General features: G+C 43.1%; 5 protein-coding genes. 1 reads left to right on the top strand and 4 read right to left on the bottom strand.

Translation table 11 applies throughout. The features are described from left to right. Positions 1 to 8,310 (bottom strand): HEAT repeat domain-containing protein (locus tag H6S82_RS33210; RefSeq protein WP_242056782.1); only part of this gene is annotated, 8,310 nt, incomplete at its 3' end. Between the two features lie 86 nt (positions 8,311 to 8,396). Between H6S82_RS33210 and H6S82_RS02280 the strand changes: the two genes are divergently transcribed. Continuing rightward, positions 8,397 to 8,639, top strand: coding sequence for a hypothetical protein (locus H6S82_RS02280; protein WP_199315124.1), 243 nt, complete (start codon positions 8,397 to 8,399; stop codon positions 8,637 to 8,639). 252 nt (positions 8,640 to 8,891) lie between these two features. On the opposite strand, the gene H6S82_RS02275 is transcribed toward H6S82_RS02280, so the two are convergent. The 3 genes from H6S82_RS02275 to H6S82_RS32635 are packed head-to-tail and all read right to left on the bottom strand — an operon-like array spanning position 8,892 to position 18,735. Next, complete coding sequence (locus H6S82_RS02275) at positions 8,892 to 15,218, bottom strand: DEAD/DEAH box helicase (RefSeq protein WP_242056781.1); 6,327 nt, start codon at positions 15,216 to 15,218, stop codon at positions 8,892 to 8,894. Then, the gene (locus H6S82_RS02270; protein ID WP_190462342.1) at positions 15,215 to 16,141 is read right to left on the bottom strand and encodes a hypothetical protein; all 927 of its coding nucleotides are present in this window, start codon (positions 16,139 to 16,141) and stop codon (positions 15,215 to 15,217) included. Before H6S82_RS02270 ends, H6S82_RS02275 begins: the two co-directional genes overlap by 4 nt. Continuing rightward, positions 16,141 to 18,735 carry a hypothetical protein gene (locus H6S82_RS32635; RefSeq protein WP_199315123.1) on the bottom strand — a complete coding sequence of 865 codons (2,595 nt, stop codon included), beginning with the start codon at positions 18,733 to 18,735 and terminating at the stop codon, positions 16,141 to 16,143. Before H6S82_RS32635 ends, H6S82_RS02270 begins: the two co-directional genes overlap by 1 nt. Between the last annotated feature and the right edge of the window lie 219 nt (positions 18,736 to 18,954).

The following is an 18,954-nucleotide window of genomic DNA, read 5'->3' as shown; positions in this document are numbered from 1 at the left end:
GGCATAGTTAGCTGTACTCTTGTAAAGTGAATGAGCTGCGTCGCCTACTTCAGCAGCTAAATCCATTTTTTGAGTTCTGATTTGAAACTCTACAACATGAGATTCAGGCTCCTTAAACTTCTCCATATCTGGCTCTATCATTATATTTACATGAATAGACTGATAGCCAGTGGACTTTTTAGGCCGTAAAATGTAATCTCGTATAGGTTCCGCTAAAATTCCTTCACCTTCATAAAGTTTGCCCATAACCTTTACAACATCTAGGGCTTTGTAACATTCATCCTTAGTTTGGGTAATGATACGAAATCCGACCAAATCAATAATTTCATCCAGGTTAACTCTGCGCTCTGTCTTCTTCCTATAGATGCTGTAAGGTGTTTTAGCTCTAGCTTGAAGTTCAAACTGAATATTTTTCTGCCTTAGACGTATTTCAAGCTCCGCTTTTAACAGTAATATAAAGCGTTTTTGATTTGAAAATTTTGAATTAATTAGTTGAGTTATTTCTTGATAATCACTCGGAAATAGAAATCTAAAAGCCAAGCTTTCTATCTCTTGTCGTATCGTATTGAAACCAAACCTTAGAACTAAAGGACAAAGTATATATAAGGCATACTCGGCTATTCTTTTCGCTACTAATGTTGATATTGAATGTAAGATATGCAGTGTTTGTTTAGTAATTAATAGCTCTAGCATCAACAGCTTTTTCAACGATGAGCTATCTGGATTATTGTCTGCTGTTTGTAACAATTGGTGAGCCTGCTCGGAGGAAAACTGCTCACCAATAAAATGCTTTACCGTAAGTCGCCATAGGATCTTTTTAAGTCGCAATCTTACTACATTTAGGATTTCTTCTTTTGGGATTTCTTCTTGTCGCAATGCTTCTTTTTTTCTCGATTCGTCCTGAATCGCTGCATCGTAGTGCTTTTCTACACGCTGAATTAAAGTTTCTGTAATTTCTTCTTTTTCTGAAATTCGTATAGTCTCAAAGTTGAATTCTTTAAAAACTTTGGTCTCTTCAATTAATCCTTGAGTCTCTTGATAAATGATTAAAATTGGTTGCAACTTGTTTTCTATAGCAAGGCTCATAGCTTTTTGATTCTGAGCATTTGCCTCCTCTATCCGACCCGTTATAGCTGTCAATCTTGCCAGATATGTTAGGGCAAGAGCTTCATGATAAGGTGTATGTTGCTGTTCAAAAATTTGTAGAGAATCGTTCAAATACTTCTTAGCTAGAGCGATTTTCCTAAGTTCAAGATAAGTTCGACCAATACTTAATAGAACTCGTGCATAGCTGTGAGGTGTGGAACTAAAGCACACTTTTGCTTGTTGATATGAGTGCAATGCTTCATTGTGATTGCCTTGGCTAATTTTCAAGTCTCCTTGGATAATCAAACGTGAGCCAGAAAGCCCAATATACCGTTCATTGTTCTCTTTTAAATTTTTGATTCCTTCTTCAGATTTTTGTAGATAATCATTGGCTTCTGGCAATCTCCCTATGGTCAACTCAACTCTAGCTAAATTATTATATGTCTTGACCAGCCCATAAACATCATTTCCTTTCTTTTTGAGAGCTAGTGATTCTTCATAACGATTGATAGCTTGCCTATAGAGTCCCTGAGACCGATAAACATCTGCTAAATAATCTAAATCTAGAGCTAAACCATATTCATCATTAATCTGTCGTTTGATTTTGATAGCTTTTTCAAGGTTATTTATAGCTTGTGCGAATTTACCTTGTCTTTCCTGGACAAGACCTAAACGCGAGTAAGATTTTGAGGCTCTATAAATATCTCCTAGCTTCTCAAATGCTTCTGCACTACTACTAAAGAATTCCTCTGCTTTAGAGAAGTTACTTTGATTACGTGCGCTGCTACCCTTGCGATACAAAATTAAAGCACGACCGAGCCGATCTCCAGAGGTAAGGGCTAGATTCTCAGCATGAGTAGCAGCATCTAATGCAGCAGGGTAGTCTCCAAGATCGGTATAACAGCTAATAAGTTTACCTAATGTTCGGATCTGCATAGGAATATCAGGGGGACAACTCTCCTCTGCTATCTTTAGAACCAGATCAAGGTATTTTAGGGCTAGTTTAGGCTGTTTACGATGGAGTATCTTCCCCACATAATACAAAGCAACAGACGCTCCTAATTGATTTTTTTCATGCTCAAACGCTCTGTAAGCTTGTTGGAAAACATCTTCAGCTTCTTTTCCTGTACCCTTTTTCTCTAATTTGCAACCTTTTTCCAAAAGTAGCCAGGGCTTGTTATCAAAAACACTGCTGTCTAGCTCAAGTAGCCATGCTGTTAATCCCGGTAGTCTTTCAGATGGTAGGCGTTCTTTCTGATATATGTAACAAATCAACTCATTCACAACCTGTGCTGCTAAATTAGCTTGCCCAGTTTTATTAAAGTGATAGTAGGCTTCAAGATAAGCACTGCGATCCAAGATTTCTATGGCGCTATTTTTTCCCAACTCCCAATAGTAATGACCAGCTTTTTCATGCCAAGATAACTTTTCGTCTTGAGGATGAGGTGCTTTTTCCCACCAAAATTCACGCATAAGAGGATGCATTTGAAATCTGTCAAAACTTACTGATGTGAGCCATTTTCGTTGTAATAGCGATTCTACAATCTGCTCCTTAATATTCAAACATTTCCAAGCAGAACGTTGAACTGGTATGCGAAACACCGAAAGACGGTGTAAAGCTTCTTTTTCTTCGTTATTAAGATGCTCTGCAATATCTTTTAGGAGTTTCTGATGTAGCTCACTCGCTCCAAATTCCTCATCATACTTTACGGGACGTTCCAGCACATCCTTCAGTAAAGCTCCTCTCCGACACAGGTGAACAATTAAATTTAAGGCAATAGGATGTCCATCTGTGCTTTCAATCACTTTATTCACATCATCAGGAAGCCATTCGAGTCTAGACCCTTCACTTTGCTTATTTATATAGTCAGTTGCTTCGTTGCGTTGAAATCCTTTCATCTCATATTCCTGTACTTTTGCAGCCAGCGATAGCCCCAACCGATCATGTGCTGATAAATGGTCGAGCAGAACAACTCGACTTTTCTGTGCATAAATGCTAAATCGTTCAATGAATGGCTTTAGTTCTGAATGATTAGTATGCTGAAAATTGTCAATAAAAATAACATATTTATTAATTTTGCTAGAACTTATTACCTGAACTAGCGTAGGAATCTTTTTCTGAGACTCTATCTTTTGTTCGTCATACGTCGTGATAAAACCGTATTCCCCATTTGCTTTTAAGAATTCATTTATCTGAAATAGCAGTTCATCAAGGGTTAGTTCTTCTTTATCCAACCACAGTACTTTGTATTCTTCGCTCAGTGCCTTGGCAACTTTTGCTGATACATAGGTTTTTCCAACCCCTGGGGTTCCGTATACGAGTACAACACGGGACTCTAGAACTTTCTGCTCAAGTTCGTTTAATTCAGTGGTTCTACCAAAAAAATCAGGAAAATTTGGTGTCGGGGAGATAGAATTTAGCGCACCAGAAGGTTGCTGAATAGATACAGCAACTGTATCTCCCTGATGTGTGCCCTGATTGGTGATGGAACCTTGCTCTACATTATAAAGAAAAGAGTTGGATTGAGTTTCGGGTTCACTGCTACAAGCTGAATTACTTAAACCTTCAAGCTTTGCTAGAATTTCAAAGGCAAAAGCACTAGCGTGGTGTGCAGCGGTTTCCTGAAAGCTAGCAGCATCTAGTTCACTTTTCGCATCAATCAAATTGGCAATACCACGAATAATTAGTGCCGAGACTTGCTGGTTAGCATGAGCCGCTTGCAGCAAACCTCTTCCTTCCATTTCTACTGCTACTGCATCACCATAATTTGACTGAAGAAACTTAAAAATACCGGATTTGGCTGAAGCAACTACCTTTTCCCCGGCAGCAATGGGGGCGACAAATACACGGGGGATTTGATTAGGAGGTGGTATCAGCCGTTGCAGCCAATCTGGTTTTTTGGCTTCGGCTCTGGCTCGTTGTATTATTCGGTAAGCAGATAATCCCACATCGGGTCTAGGTTTAAAGATTGACTCTGCTTTCCCAGACTCATAACCGTAAACTTTCGTAGCTGCTACTACATCACCCAGCCTGACATCTTTGATACCACCTGCAACTCCTACGAATAAGACAATACTGGGATTGAAGTAGGCGATCGCTCGTTCGGCTTCTAAGGCAGCTGCATTATTACCTGCGCCAATTTCCACAATACCAATCTCCCAAGTTTGACCATTCGCTGAGAAGTTCCCTCTTTCATAAACTGTTCCTTGCGGGTGAATTTCTTCTCGCAGGTTGGTTAGATGGGAGCGAACAGCTACGTACTCTACAGGAATAGCAGTGAGAATAATTGCACAGGTCATAGATTGAGGAATTTTCTGTAAATCAACTTGTCTAGCAGCCACAGGCGGCGGTTGTGAAGTTTCCTTTGATTGAGTTTTACTATTACTGGTTGTTATTTCTGATAGTTGAATTTGATAGTAGGGTAAAGGGTTTTGTCCTGGCCCTTGACTCCATTGGGCATCGGGTTTCCAAGCACCGTTAAGTTCTTCCCGGCGACGGGTATGGACGGTTAGTTTATTGCCTTCAAACTTGAGCAGGTTGTACTGCCAGGGATAACCAGGTATCAACTCTCTGGTGGGTGCGCCAAAGGTTCCAGCACAAATTCTGTCTAATTTTCGACCATTGACGCTTATATCATAACGATAGAGGCTAGTTTCAGCTTTATGAATGTGACCGTGCAGGAACAAGCGGAAGCCAGCGACGGCTAGTTGTTCCATAAAGCCTTGATCAGTAATGCGGTCTTCAAAGGCACTGTTGAGGGGATGGTGCCAAACAGCTATTTTGAGGGAATTTCTGTAGTCTGTGTTACGGCGAATCTGGGTGAGGGCGTTGCTGAGGGCCTCCATGTGAATGCTGGCGCGGGTTTTGTAGTGGTGGTCGAGTTGCCAAGCGGAGTTTAGCCCCAAGATTAGCAGGTTTTGCTTTTTTAGGTGGTCTAGGGTAAATTGCTGGTGGTAGTCCAGGGGATAGGGTTTTTGTTTGATGGTTTCATAGAATTGGCTGAAGTGGGCAAAGCGCTGTTTGTATTCGGCTTCGTCTCGGACTCGGATGACGCTTGCACTCTCTTCGATGTAGTGACCGTCTTTTAGTTCTCCGTCGTAGTCTTCGCGGTCAACGAGTCTGTAAGCTTTTCTTGCCAGTTTCCAGTTGAGATCGTGGTTGCCGGGAACGAGGATAATTTGCTCTGGGTTTAGGGGGAAGTCTTGGTGGAAGTTGTGGAGAAATTGTTCGGCGGCTTTGTATTCTTCTTCTGTGGAGTAGTTGGCGATGTCGCCGGAGAGGATGAGAGAGTCTAGGTGAGGGATGGAGAGGTCGTTGTATAAGTCTGTTGCAAGTTGGTTAGACCAAAGGTTGGCTTGATCGGGAGTGCCGAAGTGGAGGTCAGAGAGGTGAAGAATGTACATTAGGGAGGTGGAGGTGGGTTGAGTAGGTGGGATATTAAGTTGGTTAAGGGTGTAGTTGTAGAATTTGCAGCGCTCTTGAACCGCAGATATTGTGTTAAGGATGTAACCAGTGCCAGCTTCTTGCAAAAGCTTGCTGAAGTAAGGTAGCAATTCAGGGCTACCGATTTTCTTTAATGCCTCGGCAGTATTTTGACGAACATCCAACTTCTCATGCTTTAAAGCTTGAACTAGTCCGAAAACAGCTTCCTCACTACCAATTTTCCTTAATGCGGAGACGGCTCTCCTACGAACATCAGGGTTTTCATCACTCAGAGTTTGGATTAGTGGACGTACAGCTTGCTCACAGCGGATGTCTCCCAGCTTAGATACGGCTTTTCCGCGAATGTGAGGGTCATCGAGTTTCAAAGCCGCTAAGAGTTCTGAGATAGATTGCTCACTGCCTATTTCTGCCAGCGCCGGGGCAACTTCTCCACGAATATATGAGTCTCGGTCGTTTGAAGCTTTTCTTAGAGCAGACCTGGCTTCCGGGGTGTCAATTCTCTTTAACGCGGAGATAGCATCCTCACGAATACGAGAGTTGTCGTCTTTTAAAGCCTCAATGAGGGCAGGCACAGCATCCTGACTGCCCATTCTCCCTAGGGCAGAGATAGCGTTCGAGCGAACAAAACGTTCTCTATCCTCCAAAGCATGAATCAACGCAGGTACAGCCTCCTTACTATTGATTGCCCCCAAAGCAGAGGCAGCGTGCCCACGAACAAAACTCTCTTCATCCTCCAAGGCATGAATCAACGCAGGTACAGCCTGCTTACTACCAATTTTTTTTAAGGCACAGGCAGATCTTCCTCGAATTTGAGAGTCTTGATGTTCCAAGGCTTGAATTAGAGCAGGCACAGCTTCTTCGCTACTGACTTTCTCTAACCCAGAAGCAGCACTCTTACGAACATCGGAGCGTTTATCTTTTAAAGCTTCAAAGAGTGCCAACACGGCTGCCTTACTACCAATTTCCCCTAATGCAGAACCAGCACTCTGACGAACATCGGAGCGTTTATCTTTTAAAGCTTCAAAGAGTGCAGATACAGCTTTTTCGCTACCGACTTTCCCTAGTGCGGAAGCAGCACTCTGACAAACAGCAGAGTTCTCATCTTTGAGAGCTTGAGAGAGTTCAGACACAGCTTTTTCGCTACCGACTTTCCCTAATGCAGAGGTAGCGCTCTGACGAACAGCAGAGTTTTCATCCTTGAGGGCTTTAGAGAGTCCAGATACGACTACCTCACTACCGATTCTTCCCAATGCGGAGGCAGCGCTCCAACGAAAATCAGAGCATTCATCACTCAAAGCTTGGAGGAGAGTCGGGATTGCACTATTAGAAAGCGTCATACCCAAAAGCTGGATTTTGAGTAACTGAGGAATTTCTAACTTAGCTACTAAACCCACTGTTTGTTCTTGCCACTCTGGTTTTACCGCCCCTGCCAGCCTTGCCCCTAGCCTCAAATCAACTTCTAAAGCTAACTTTACCACTCGCATCGCCTGCGCCTCATCCTCGACCAACTCCTCCATCAGTGCCAGGGGTTCAGTCCATTTCAGATAATTCAGATAATCCCGCTTTAATTCCTCATCACTGAGGCTTGGTAACAACTTGACTAAACTTTCTGCCGTGTAATATTCCTGAATCAGTTGGTGCGGAAATTGAATCTTTTGATTTTCTGTCCCTCGTTGAATCAAGTGATGATTTAGTAAATCTATAAGCCAACGAATAGCACGATCATCAGGGTATTCAACTTTGCCTTTCAAGAACTGGATGAAAATTTCCTTAGCTTGATGCCTAGTGATAACTAATTGCGGCACTGTGGAGGATTCACCCCGCATCATAACAAATGCTAAGTGTTCCAACAGTTGACGCCACCAGTCCTTGAAATCCCTATAAACGGCAACACTTACTTTTTCGTAAACGTGAGCTTGGCTATTTAGTCTAAGATCACCGTCGTAAACCAGCTGAGTAAACTGCTGAAACATCCAGCCCAAACTAGGTATTAGCTTCCCTATCTTTCCGAACAGGGAACACAGCATCATCAACAGCAGAGGTGTTTGCCCAAACTCCCGCAACCGACTGCCTAACTGCGAAAGCATCTGCTCTCCTTGCTGTGGCAGATAGGCGCGGACAAACTGCCGCATCTGTGCTTGCGTCAGGGGTTGCATTTCCAGCTTCTTGGTAATACCGAGGTCGTCCCCTACCCCCAAATCCCGCGTCGTGAAAACCATCAACGTGGTCTTTTGGTAGTTCTGCCGAAAGGTCTTCAAATCACGTCGCGCATCTTCTGAAGGCAATTCATTTAAACCATCTAGTAGCAGCTGTAATTGCCCCTGACGCAGCCAAGTTTTCAGCTTCTCGGCATCTAACTCTAAACTGGGGTCATGCCGTTGCAAAAATTCCTGTACCAACTCCACCACCGAAGTTCGGTAATACCGCAACTCTACCAACACCGGAATTTTCGTCTGCTGTGCCTGCTGTGCTTTTTGTGCTTCTTCTAACAGTAGCCGCGCTAGTGCGGTTGATTTTCCCGAACCAGGACGCCCCACCAGCAATACATGATCTGGGGCATACTTCCGCAACCCTTCCAGCACGTCAAATCGCTCGGTTTTCTGCTGCTCCCTCTCTTCCTTGGCTGGCTGTACCGTCTGCACCATCAGGTTAAAATCAAGCAGATGCGACGGTGCAGCCTCAGCTTGCTGGCATCCCTCCACATCCGTCAGCGTGTAAACGTCCCACCACTGAGCGTATTTTTGGCAGATTGATTCTAGGTAAGCGTCCCAGTTGACCATTGACAGAGTATTTAACGGTGATGGAGCATCTTCCTGTAATGTAAGGCTCTGATTTATCTTAGTCTTAGTAATCTCAACTATGTCTAATGTCTAATCCCCCACCTCCTACTCCGCCTAAGCCACTGACTGACTTTGAGTTAGAACTGCTCAAGCAGGAATATTTTTTCTTGCAAAATACTATTGAAGACTACAATAGACAAATCTGGGCGATTAAAGCACTAGGAATTACTGGGACAGGAGCGGTCATTGCTTTGGTATTGCAGCAGAAACAGGGTCTAATTGCTTTGATTGGTTGTGCGATTCCGGCTCTTCCGTACTTAGTGTGCTAAGTTAACTTAAATTTATGCTCAAGGCTTTGCTAGGTAAGGCTTTGAGATTATTTACCCTTAGCTTGTCTTATGGAACTTGCTCCTGACGGGGCGATCGCCTTGAAATCATAGCCAGCTAGGGTGTAGGAAACCAAAAACTAATAATTTGGCACACTAAGTACGGAAGAGCCCAAAAAATTGGCTCAATTTTTTGAAAAGGCGATGTGGTACAAAACGGACGGTGCAAGGGTTTTAGCGACAATTGTCGCCTCTTCAACAGTCTGCTCTTGTAATCACTACATAGGTTGGCTGTTTTATAGAGTAGGTTCCATCTTGGTTGACCTCGACAAAGTTAAGCCCCATATCAAAGATAATCTTGTACTTCTGACCGTCGAGCCTGTGAAGAACCAGATCGCGTCCGTGGCGAAAATGAGAACGTTGATGTTGCGGTTGAACTTTAACTTGAGGTTGAATTCCGATAACATTAAGTTCGGTCAATGCTGCTTCTAATTGGGCTTTTCGTTGAGCAGCTGATTGAGATTTGCTGTCTTCGAGAACCCAAATGTTAACAGCAGAGTTTGAAGAAAGCCACTCGCCTTGCAGTAAGTCAGCTAGGATTCTTGCTCCAGACTCATCGAGATAGCGATCGCGGTACAGCACGCTCTTAATCTGACTACCCGACAATATACGGTCTATTTGCAGCTTCTGCCGCAATTCTGTTAGGCTGAGGTTGCTCCAGCTAGGCTCTGGAAAAACTACAAATGTATCTGGATCTTCTAACTCCGAAGCGGGTACAAGTCTGGCTTGCTGGCGTTGGTTTTGCAACCGATTAAATACTATCTCTACACCTTCACGGCTTCGGGTTTGAAACCATTCAAGCGATTCATTTGAATGTAAATTTTTGTGTAGTTCTAAAGCAATCCGGTTATGCTGATGGGTGCTTAGACACAATGCTGGTAAAGCCTCAATAGATGACTGGTAGAGATGGAGCAACCCCTGGTCTATCCATTGCTGTAGACGTTTTCGCAGGAGGAGCAGGTGCGATCGCTGCTCCTGAGCGGAATCTGAAACATTATTAAGTTCTGGTAGTTGATTAACTATCAACTCCAGTGGCATACCATTGCGCTGCATGGAGTAAACAGCATCAGTCAAAAGCTTGAACCAAGATAGCAGTGAACCGTGATTCAAACCCAAAGAATCTATTAAAGAAGGCAAGTAAATTGTGCTAGCCGAAGCAGCCATACGGCAGAGTGCAGGTAGACGAGTAGCTGTTTGAGATAAACTAACCCGATTGGCATTAGGAGCAAAGTTTTGCAATTCAGGATCGGGTTTAATCTGCTCTACGAGAGGTTTGAGAAATTGTGCCACTACATGACGGTTCAATTCGGTATGAAATGGTTGATTGGAGTAAGTTCTTAAGCAGTCATAGCAACTGGTATCACAACTACAGGAACTCACAATCCAGTAGGCTTTTTCCAAGACCTCCTGAAATTGAGCAGCAATGCGTCGGCTGTATCCTGCTCCCCCTGGAACATTGTCGTAAATAATTATTTCGGCTCGTCCATCTGCTAGAGGTCTAAACAGTCCGTCCAATTCTGTCCGAGGCACATCAATCACTTGGGCTGCTGCGGCTAAGATTGCGTAAGTCAACGATTGCCAAAATCCCAAGCCGTTGATACTTTGATTGGGATTGTCTGATACAGATGAAATTGTTTGTTCATCTCCAAAGTGAAGAACTTCACCAAAGAGAGGCATCGGTTTTGTAACTCGGTCAAATTGAATCTTCAGCAAATCGCTGCGAAATTCATGACCCAAATGAATAAAATAGTAACTCCCGAAACACTCTTTACCTGTAATCGGATGATTATGGCTAGAGCGTGATGATTTAGAACTAGCAGAGGATTTTTTAGTGCGAGCTGTTTGGCTATTTGCTTCCCGCTCTTTTTTCACCATATCACTTAAATCTTTGCCACAGGTTTGACAAATAGCAAACCCCTGCCTGTTGAAGCCCTTACCATTTCCCAGTACTCCTTGATTAGCTAAAAAGAACCTGCCGCTTTGACTGACGGTTAGGGAGTACATACCCGACTCATGGGCCACCTCTTCTATATTTTCTCCATCATTGGCTAAAAAGACTTGTGACGTTGGTTGTCGCTGCGGCTTAGTATAGGGTGTCACTTTTGGAGTAGCTGTCCAGTCTGTAGTGAAGGCTTTAGGAACCTTGTAAGCTTTCATTTTTTGAGCGGTAGCCGGGGTAGGTTCCCAACCGCAGACTGGACATTCTTCCATAACTTCTTCTACAGTTGATGCTCGAAAGTGATTACAGTTTTTACAGACCCAGTAGTATTTCTTCTCCAAGTCGTTAGGTCTAAGAATGCCCACACTCTGGTAAACTCGGTCATCTACAACAATTTCCTGACCTGGGGCATATTCACCCAGAGCAAGGCGGCGATCGCGTTCCAATCTATGCCGTCCCTGAGAGGATTTGAATTGATTACTTTCCCCAGTAAGTAAACGAACTACATCAATTGGGAAACCATAAATTGGCAGAATGCTTGCCTGAACTAATTCATCATGAAGTCGGCGTTTAGCAATTTTATCTAATTCAGCTTCAATTCCATCCCGTCGTTTCTCTAATCCATTTCGTTTTTTCCGGTCAGTCTCTGCCAAAATGTCTTCTCGAAGAGTTATAAGTGGTGATACCAGACTATTCCAATCTTCTAATTGACCTCCCTGAAAAAGTGATAGAGCTTCAAGAAACTGATTTAATACATTTTGGGCAGACTCAGAGCTTTTAAGCCTATTTAGCCAGGATTGGGCAATAGAATAAGTTGTGTCAGTATGTAACCATTCCCGCAGTTCAGAAACCATTGCTGTCGGTGGAGGGCTAAAATCTGGAGCCGCTCCATAATTTTGCAAAGGTAAACTGAAGAAATCAGCAATTGTTACTGCTTCGGCACCAATCCCGTTAGTCTTCAAAAATGCAGATAATAACTCGGCTCGAATGTGGCGTTGCTGAATTTGGAAGTTATCAGCATCTAGTTTAGGAATCTGATTGCTACCAGCAATCAGTTGTTCGGGCTGCTCAAAATAAAACCTGTCATGGGGGCGGCGCTGCCCATACATTAGGGTAACAGCAACCCCATCTGTTCGGCGTCCGGCGCGTCCAGCTCGTTGTTGGTAGTTGCTAACATGGGGAGGAAAGTTGCGGAGAACAACCGCTTGCAGTTCACCAATATCTACGCCCATTTCAAGGGTTGTAGAACAACTGAGCATATTGATTTGACCGCGCCGGAAACGGTTTTCGCGTTTTTCTAGTTCGCCAACGCCTAGCTGTGCTGTGTGTTCTTGGGAACGTAATGGCAACGGCAACCGATTTTTAATTAGATGCTGTTGATAATGCTTGTTTGTTACCTGTTCAATTTTTTCAGAGGTGTAGGGCTGAAGTGTACCCTCACATAATCGAACAGGACATCCCCATACATTAATAGTAGGGTGGGATATTTGTGATAAGCCAGGAACGTGAACAAGTTGCTGGCAGCGATTGCACCGATACCAATGCTGCTTTGTTTCAATAAGATTCAACAGATTCCAATTTAGTTGATGTCCGTGCTTCGCAGGAACCAGTAATCCAGAATCTTGAAGCTGCCTAAAAAGCCAAGTAAAATCTTCTCTGTTGGGAAGTTGTTCGCCGAATAGTCTCAAATAATACCAACCCAGGCGATTTTGTACTTTGCTTAATTCACCTGACTGCTTCACTTTAAGCAGAAAATCGGGAGATTCTTGATATTTTTTGACATCATCCTTGGGTTTTTCTAAAAATAGATAGTTTAAAGAGCGCCCCTGCGGGTCAAGTATTGGATTTCTAGCACCTTCAACTCCTCCAATTTCAGGAAAATATTGAGAGGCTCCCTCAATGCTGACAATACCTGTACGACGAATAATATCGGTAATGCCGACTAGAAAAATTCGAGCTTCATAGCTTGAAATACTGAACCTATCACCTACTCTCTCGAACAGATTGTTATCCGAAAAATCAATATGACAAGCTAATATTCCAAAAGCTTCTAATGATAAGCGACGTGCCAGACGTATAGCAAACTCCCGGACTAATAACTCTTTAGCACGGGCTTCTGCACGAGCTTGACAATCCCGCCTATTCTGTATTTCTTTATCTTCTAATGAGTCGCCTGGAACATAACTCCGATAATTGAGCTTAGAATCTCGCTCTGGATGAGGAATCGAAATTTCTAAAAATTTATCCTTGATTTTGTTAATTACCTGATTGATAGATGCAATGTCATCAGTACCCTTAGCCTCTTGGAAAGCCTGCCAAATTATCTGGCGATAAAGAGTTTCTGAATGATTGCGCTGATAATCTGAAGCAAAAAATGCAGCATCCTGACGCCCATCAGAAAAAGTTAGCAGCTTACGCTTTGATGAGTTTTGTTGATTTGATTCAGGTTCAGGCAGTAGAGCGAAAAGGCTATCAATCATGGCCTGCAAGGGAGCATCCGTGTAGGCAACGAATAAATTGATTGCTCTGGCGCGAACTGGCTTGGCACCACAAGCAGCGCACTTAGGCAAGTAACATCCATCCAGATTTTTGTCATCTTTCTGACGATGCCACGCCAGATGAAATTTACCTTCTGCTGGATCTGTTGATGAGAAGGGTGCTGCTGAAGGGATGCCAATCCAACCATCTCGCTTGTAGATTGTAAAAGTAGATGGTTTTTCAGGTTCTTTTTCTTCCTCTGCTTCGCCGGCTTCCTCTTCTTCTGTAATGCTTTCTAAAAGACCTGAAGTCAAAGTATAAATTCTGGGACTTTCTCTTAATTCTTGACTGGCTCTGGGAAGAGGTTCTAGTTTAGATAAGTTGTTAACTTGAGTCAAAGCATAAGCTTGACCGCATTGATAGCAACTCCCCAACTCTAATACAGGAGAATCACAGTCATCACAGATGATTTTTTCATTCAGATAAAGACGCCCATACTGGAGTGGATACTCTGCATAGTTTGGATCTCGCAAGCCTCCTGAACAATCGGGATTGATGCAAACATAAAGTCCCTCTAAACTGCGGAACAAAAGATGCAGTTTCACTGGCACTAGAGGTAGATCGTCGGGATTTGCACGAGCCAAAGTGCCTAACTGTAGCAGATGAGCTAATGCTTGTTTGGCATCCGTATCATTGATGCTACCATCTAAATTAACAGGTGAATTTATACCCCACAATTCTTTAGATTGAGCTATTTGTTCCCACCGTTGAGATTGACGACTCAGGATGTTAATTAGTCGATGAAAGTGCGGATGTTGCTTGAGTGAAAACCAGAGAAATTTGTGGATATCATTTCCAGCTTGCGATTGTGCTGCTGCTAACTCTTCTGGAGGGACGATCCCACTGAGTCGGTTTAGCCAAACATTCAAAGGAGCGTGAAGAGCAGGCAGGTCTAAAATACTCAAATAGCCTAGAATTTTTTCATAAGTGAATTCTGCTGGCAAAGCGTAGGGGTTGCCTAATCGTTCTGTGGCGGTAACGCGATCGCCCCGAATCACCTGACTAAACTGCTCGCCGAAAAACTCCTCAGCAAATTTCAAGATGCTGGAATCTGCTGAAGCATCCCCTAAACTGGCGCTGGTAGCGATGCAGCGAATTCGCCCTGGTTCTTCTACCCCTACTGCTATTTTTAATCGCTCTAGCAGCATCGAAACTTCGCTACCTGTGGAGCCATTGTAAGTGTGGGCTTCGTCTACTACCAACATCTTAAAGGTTGAAGCTGAAGCACCAAAAATTTTCGTTCGCTCTACAGGGCGAATCAACATATGCTCTAGCATGGAGTAGTTCGTTACTAATATGTGAGGTGGCTTTTCCCATATCTCTTCTCGTGAAATGGCTTGAACTTTTAGTGTTTTATCAATAGCTTGTTCGATTAATTTGTCGCGAGTGCTGAGATTCAAAGAGTCTTTTTCAGCTTCAGTGAATAACTCCCGCAGCTCGTTAGGTTCATATGACTGAAATTCAGATCTTAGAGACTCTTCAGCTTTATCTTTCTTTGTCTCGGTTCTACTCGTATAAAATCCAAATTTAATGACTGCTGTTTCTTGGCGACAAAGCAGTTTACGCAAGCGCTTAACCTGATCATTAACTAAAGCATTCATTGGGTACAAAATAAGCGTCCGCACCCCAGCCAGAGATAAGTTGACTTCTTCCCTAAGCAGCAAATTGAGCATCGGAATGAGGAAGCATTCAGTTTTTCCCGACCCCGTACCTGTGGCAATAACTATATTTTCCTGCTGCTGAATGACTGCCTCGACAGCTTTTTCCTGGTGTTCGTAAAGAGGGCGATGGCTGGGTGTAAACAAACTCACCATGTCAGGATGCAAAATGCCATGACTGACCAATTCTTGAACGCTATGAGCTGGGCAATAAGGTTGCGAGCCTTCTAGATAAGGATGCTGCCAAACAGTTCCTGGCTGTTCCAGCTGTTGTTTCAAACCGTAGCGCAGATGTGGGTCGCGCAGTGGATAAGCTGTGAGCAAGTAACGAATGAAATCTTCACGAGGCTGTTCGACTGCTGCAATGGGGTCAAGATAGTGAGTCATACCAATATACATCCCAAACGTTCAAACGCTTTTTTAACGAGAGGCCAGTGAGTTGATGGAAAATATCGAGTCCGATACCTTTCCTTATCGGGTTCAGAAAGACGCCAGAGCCATTGGGCATAGGTATTGGGCAAGATAACGCCAGAGAGATTCAGCCTTCCCTGCGGTTCATCCCAATGGATTTTGAGAGGATATTCCATTTTGGCGTCTTTGTGGAGCATCGCCAAAATTGCCGCGTCTGGCTCTAACTCGTAAAAACCCTGCTCTGCAAACCAGAGATATTCTCCTGTAGGAAGTTTTAGTAATGTCTGCTCCTGCAATTGCTCGTAAATCAAGGGTTTCCAGCGCTCTTGCTGAGAACTATTTTGTTGGGGCAGGTATTGCTCAATAGTACCCTCATGAAGCCAGTTTCTAATCGTAAAAGGGTTTTCTGGCCAAGGAGAACGCAACACCGCTTTCGATGGCTGGCGGGGATAAGGTAAATGCTCAATACTGTCGGCGACAGTCAGCAAGCGAATCCCGGCTTGCTTCAGGCAGTCTCCGATCCGATGAAAGCCATGCACTTTTGGACGAATGTTTAACTCATTGTTGCTTTGCTCGGTTTTCAGTACCTGATGAGCTAGGGCAAGATAAGCGCGATCGCCTCGGAATAGCAGCCCAGTCAAATTATCTCGCTCTAAAGCTAATAGAGTTGGGGGAGCGATACAATAACGATTTCCAGTCCCAGCTAAAACTTCACCTTGCGCCTGTAGTTCCATTAGAGTTGCCTGGATTTTATGCTCTAACTCATCTTGCGACTGATTAGGTGAGAGACTTGAGCGCATTAGCGAAACAATCTGCTGCTTAGTCAAGGTTGTTGGTACTGCTGGATTAATAGGATGTCGATGCTTGCTAAGCAACAAAGTAATTTTGTCAATATCCATTACCTAACTCCCAACATCCGATTAACTTGTTCCCTTGACAGCGGTCGGCGTTCAATTCCTTGAAAATACTCAAGCCGCTGAAGGTGAATGGATGCAGCTTTTAAGTTACTCAATCGAAGTAAAACCATGTCTTTGTAAGCTGAGTCTTTTGGGGTCTTAATTTCTAAAACAAGTTCTTGTAATTGACTGTCTTTCAGAGCCTTATCTAAAACTTTTAAGAACAAGCTACGCTTTTGAGAACGAACAGTAACTAAGTGCCAAATCCCTTTCTCTACAAGCTGAATGGGCGTAGTTTTGTAAAGTTTGTCTTGAGAAAGTTTTTTTTGATTTTGAGAGGTGTTTACTGAGCTAGCAGAAGATTCAATTAAAAAATCTAATAGTTTTTTTAGTTTATTCAATAAAGCATTTACATCCAACCAATCTGGAAAATAATACTGATGATTGTCTAAACTATCAACAAGAGTTTTTAGCTGAACGCAATTTAAATCTAGATTAAGTTTTTTAACGGCGGCTATGAATTCTTCTGTAGACTCACTGCTGTCCAGGATAGTATAACAATAGTTTGCTACATCCTCATTATCATTGCTTGCTTCAGGCAAATCGTATTGACCGCTACCGCACCACAGACCCAAATTCTTTGGTAACTGTTGAGCACTCAACAGTTGAATTTGATAAATGCCAGGGGATAGATTGAGCGGGACTGTAGTAGTCGCTAGGTTCTGTTCAATAAAAGAGAATTGAATTTCCTCTGGTTTTTTACCAGGTAAAAGTAGATTCCAACAAGATAGGGAATACAGCTTGCCAGGTTGCAGCCCTGAAAGCTGAATAGCTTGATTTGTCCAAATACAACTAATATCTTGAGATAAAATATTCATCTCAAGTAGTCGCTGCGGCTCTAAACCCAAACGCTGGTAATCTAGAGCATACCAGTTGGATTCAAGTAGTAAGTCGTGCAAAGCTGCAATATTAATTGCTAAAACTCCTGATGGATTTGCTTGGAATTGATAGCTAATTATCTCATTGCTATTGGCTAAAAATAAAATAACTTCTTCCAAAGGCCATAACCCGTCGAATTTGATTCTTTCTGCCCAAAATTCTTCTAGAGTAACGTGTTTGATGGGCAAGTCTACTTCAGAAAATCCTGAATCGCTGCGAATTTTTAATGAATTGAGTTCAGTTAATCCAGAGGATTGATAGTTGGATTGCACCTCAAATCGATAAGACCATCGCCTGGACTCAAACCAGAAGCGTCCTTCATAGCAGCCCGGTTCAGTAATCCACTGATTTAAGGAGATGGCAAACCAGCGTTTATTTGGAAGTAGAGTTTCTAAGGTTCGAGCAATAATTGTGCGTTCGGTAATATTTTCAATTAAAACGTTCACAGTTAAGGTTTGATTCAGAGGCGGATACCAGAACGTTGGTGCTTCTAAATAGATTGGTTTTTTTCCTTTCAACCTCAATCCTTTCAAGACTGGTTGCTCATCATCTGCTAGTTTCCAGCAGATGAGTTGCGACTGACCTGTTTCAGGTAGGTTTAGCACGATTGAAGACTCTGGGATAGTGAGTCTGATTTGCCAACCGCGCCACCCTCGCAGACTGGATGGGATGCAACCATCGAGTAGCTCAATTCCGTTAGCCAATTCGGGTTGGATTTCTTTAGGTGTAAAGCAGATAATCTCTTCCGAACCAATAATTGTGGGTTTAGAAAGGCATAGTGGTAAATGGTTTCCTGTTATGGCATCAAATATCAAGCAAGGAAGCTGATTGTTGATGCCTGTGTAGTACCATTGCAGAAGAGATTGACGATTGTGCTCTAAAAGTTGAAAACTCCAGTTTTCTGCCGTTTGATTAACATTAATAAGCAATTCTGGAATTTCTAAATATCCAGATCTTGGAATTATATTTTCCCAATTAGCCTCTGGAATTTGGCAGTATGTTCCTCGTAAGTTACGCCATGCAGGTTTCCAGATGGTTTGTTCTGGCAGCACTAATTGGGTATTCAACGAATCGGTAACATCCAAACTCAAGACTAGGGGTTTGCCACGCCGACTGATAATACTCTGAGTGCGACCAGAGCCAGATCTAGGTGTTAAGACCTGAATCAGAGCGTTCCAATTTCGTAGGAAAAAGTTTTGCGGCAGATAATAACTACCTAACAGTTCTTCCCGTTGATTTTCATCTTGCAAAGCTTGGGGAGCAGCTTGTTGACGTTCTAATTCTTGGGCGATAATGGCGATACCTTGAAGGAGTTGCCCAGAAATAGGCTCAGTTTCTTCATCTTCAGAATAACTAGATTTGAGGAAGTTAATGAGCGTTCCCCATTGTGGGTGTTTTTCTTGGCAAAAGCTTAGCAGTAGCTGCGAAAGGTCTTCATCGGGAGCGTGAGACAGTTCCCACCAGCCATATTCATCAGCAACTTCCTGAACGAGTTGAGCAAAATGACCCAGGTTCTGTTCTGGAACACCGCTCTGAAGCCACAAAGTTGAGACATACTTGTAACCCCCTTTAGCTCGGATTAAACCTAAAAGTTCAATTCCTTCATCAACTACTTGACGTAGGGTACTTTCTACTGCTTGGTTGTGATAAATATCCAAACGTTCGCAAAAGCCTTGCCAAAACTTTTCGCTGGAATAGTAATAAGCATATTCGGACAGGGCAAAGGTAAGAACTTTTAACCAGTTTTGCTCCGATTCGTAGAATTCCTCATAGAGTGAGGCATAATGTCGAATAACAAGGTAGATGTCCTCGTTAACAGGCTAAATGTCCGGGGGAGGAAAGACCTGAAACGAAGGGACAGCAATTGTTTGAGGCCG

Origin of the sequence: Planktothrix sp. FACHB-1355, from assembly GCF_014748295.1 — a bacterium.
Classification (GTDB): Bacteria; Cyanobacteriota; Cyanobacteriia; order Cyanobacteriales; family Aerosakkonemataceae; genus Aerosakkonema; species Aerosakkonema funiforme_A.
This window is presented reverse-complemented; position numbering and strand designations above follow the sequence as displayed.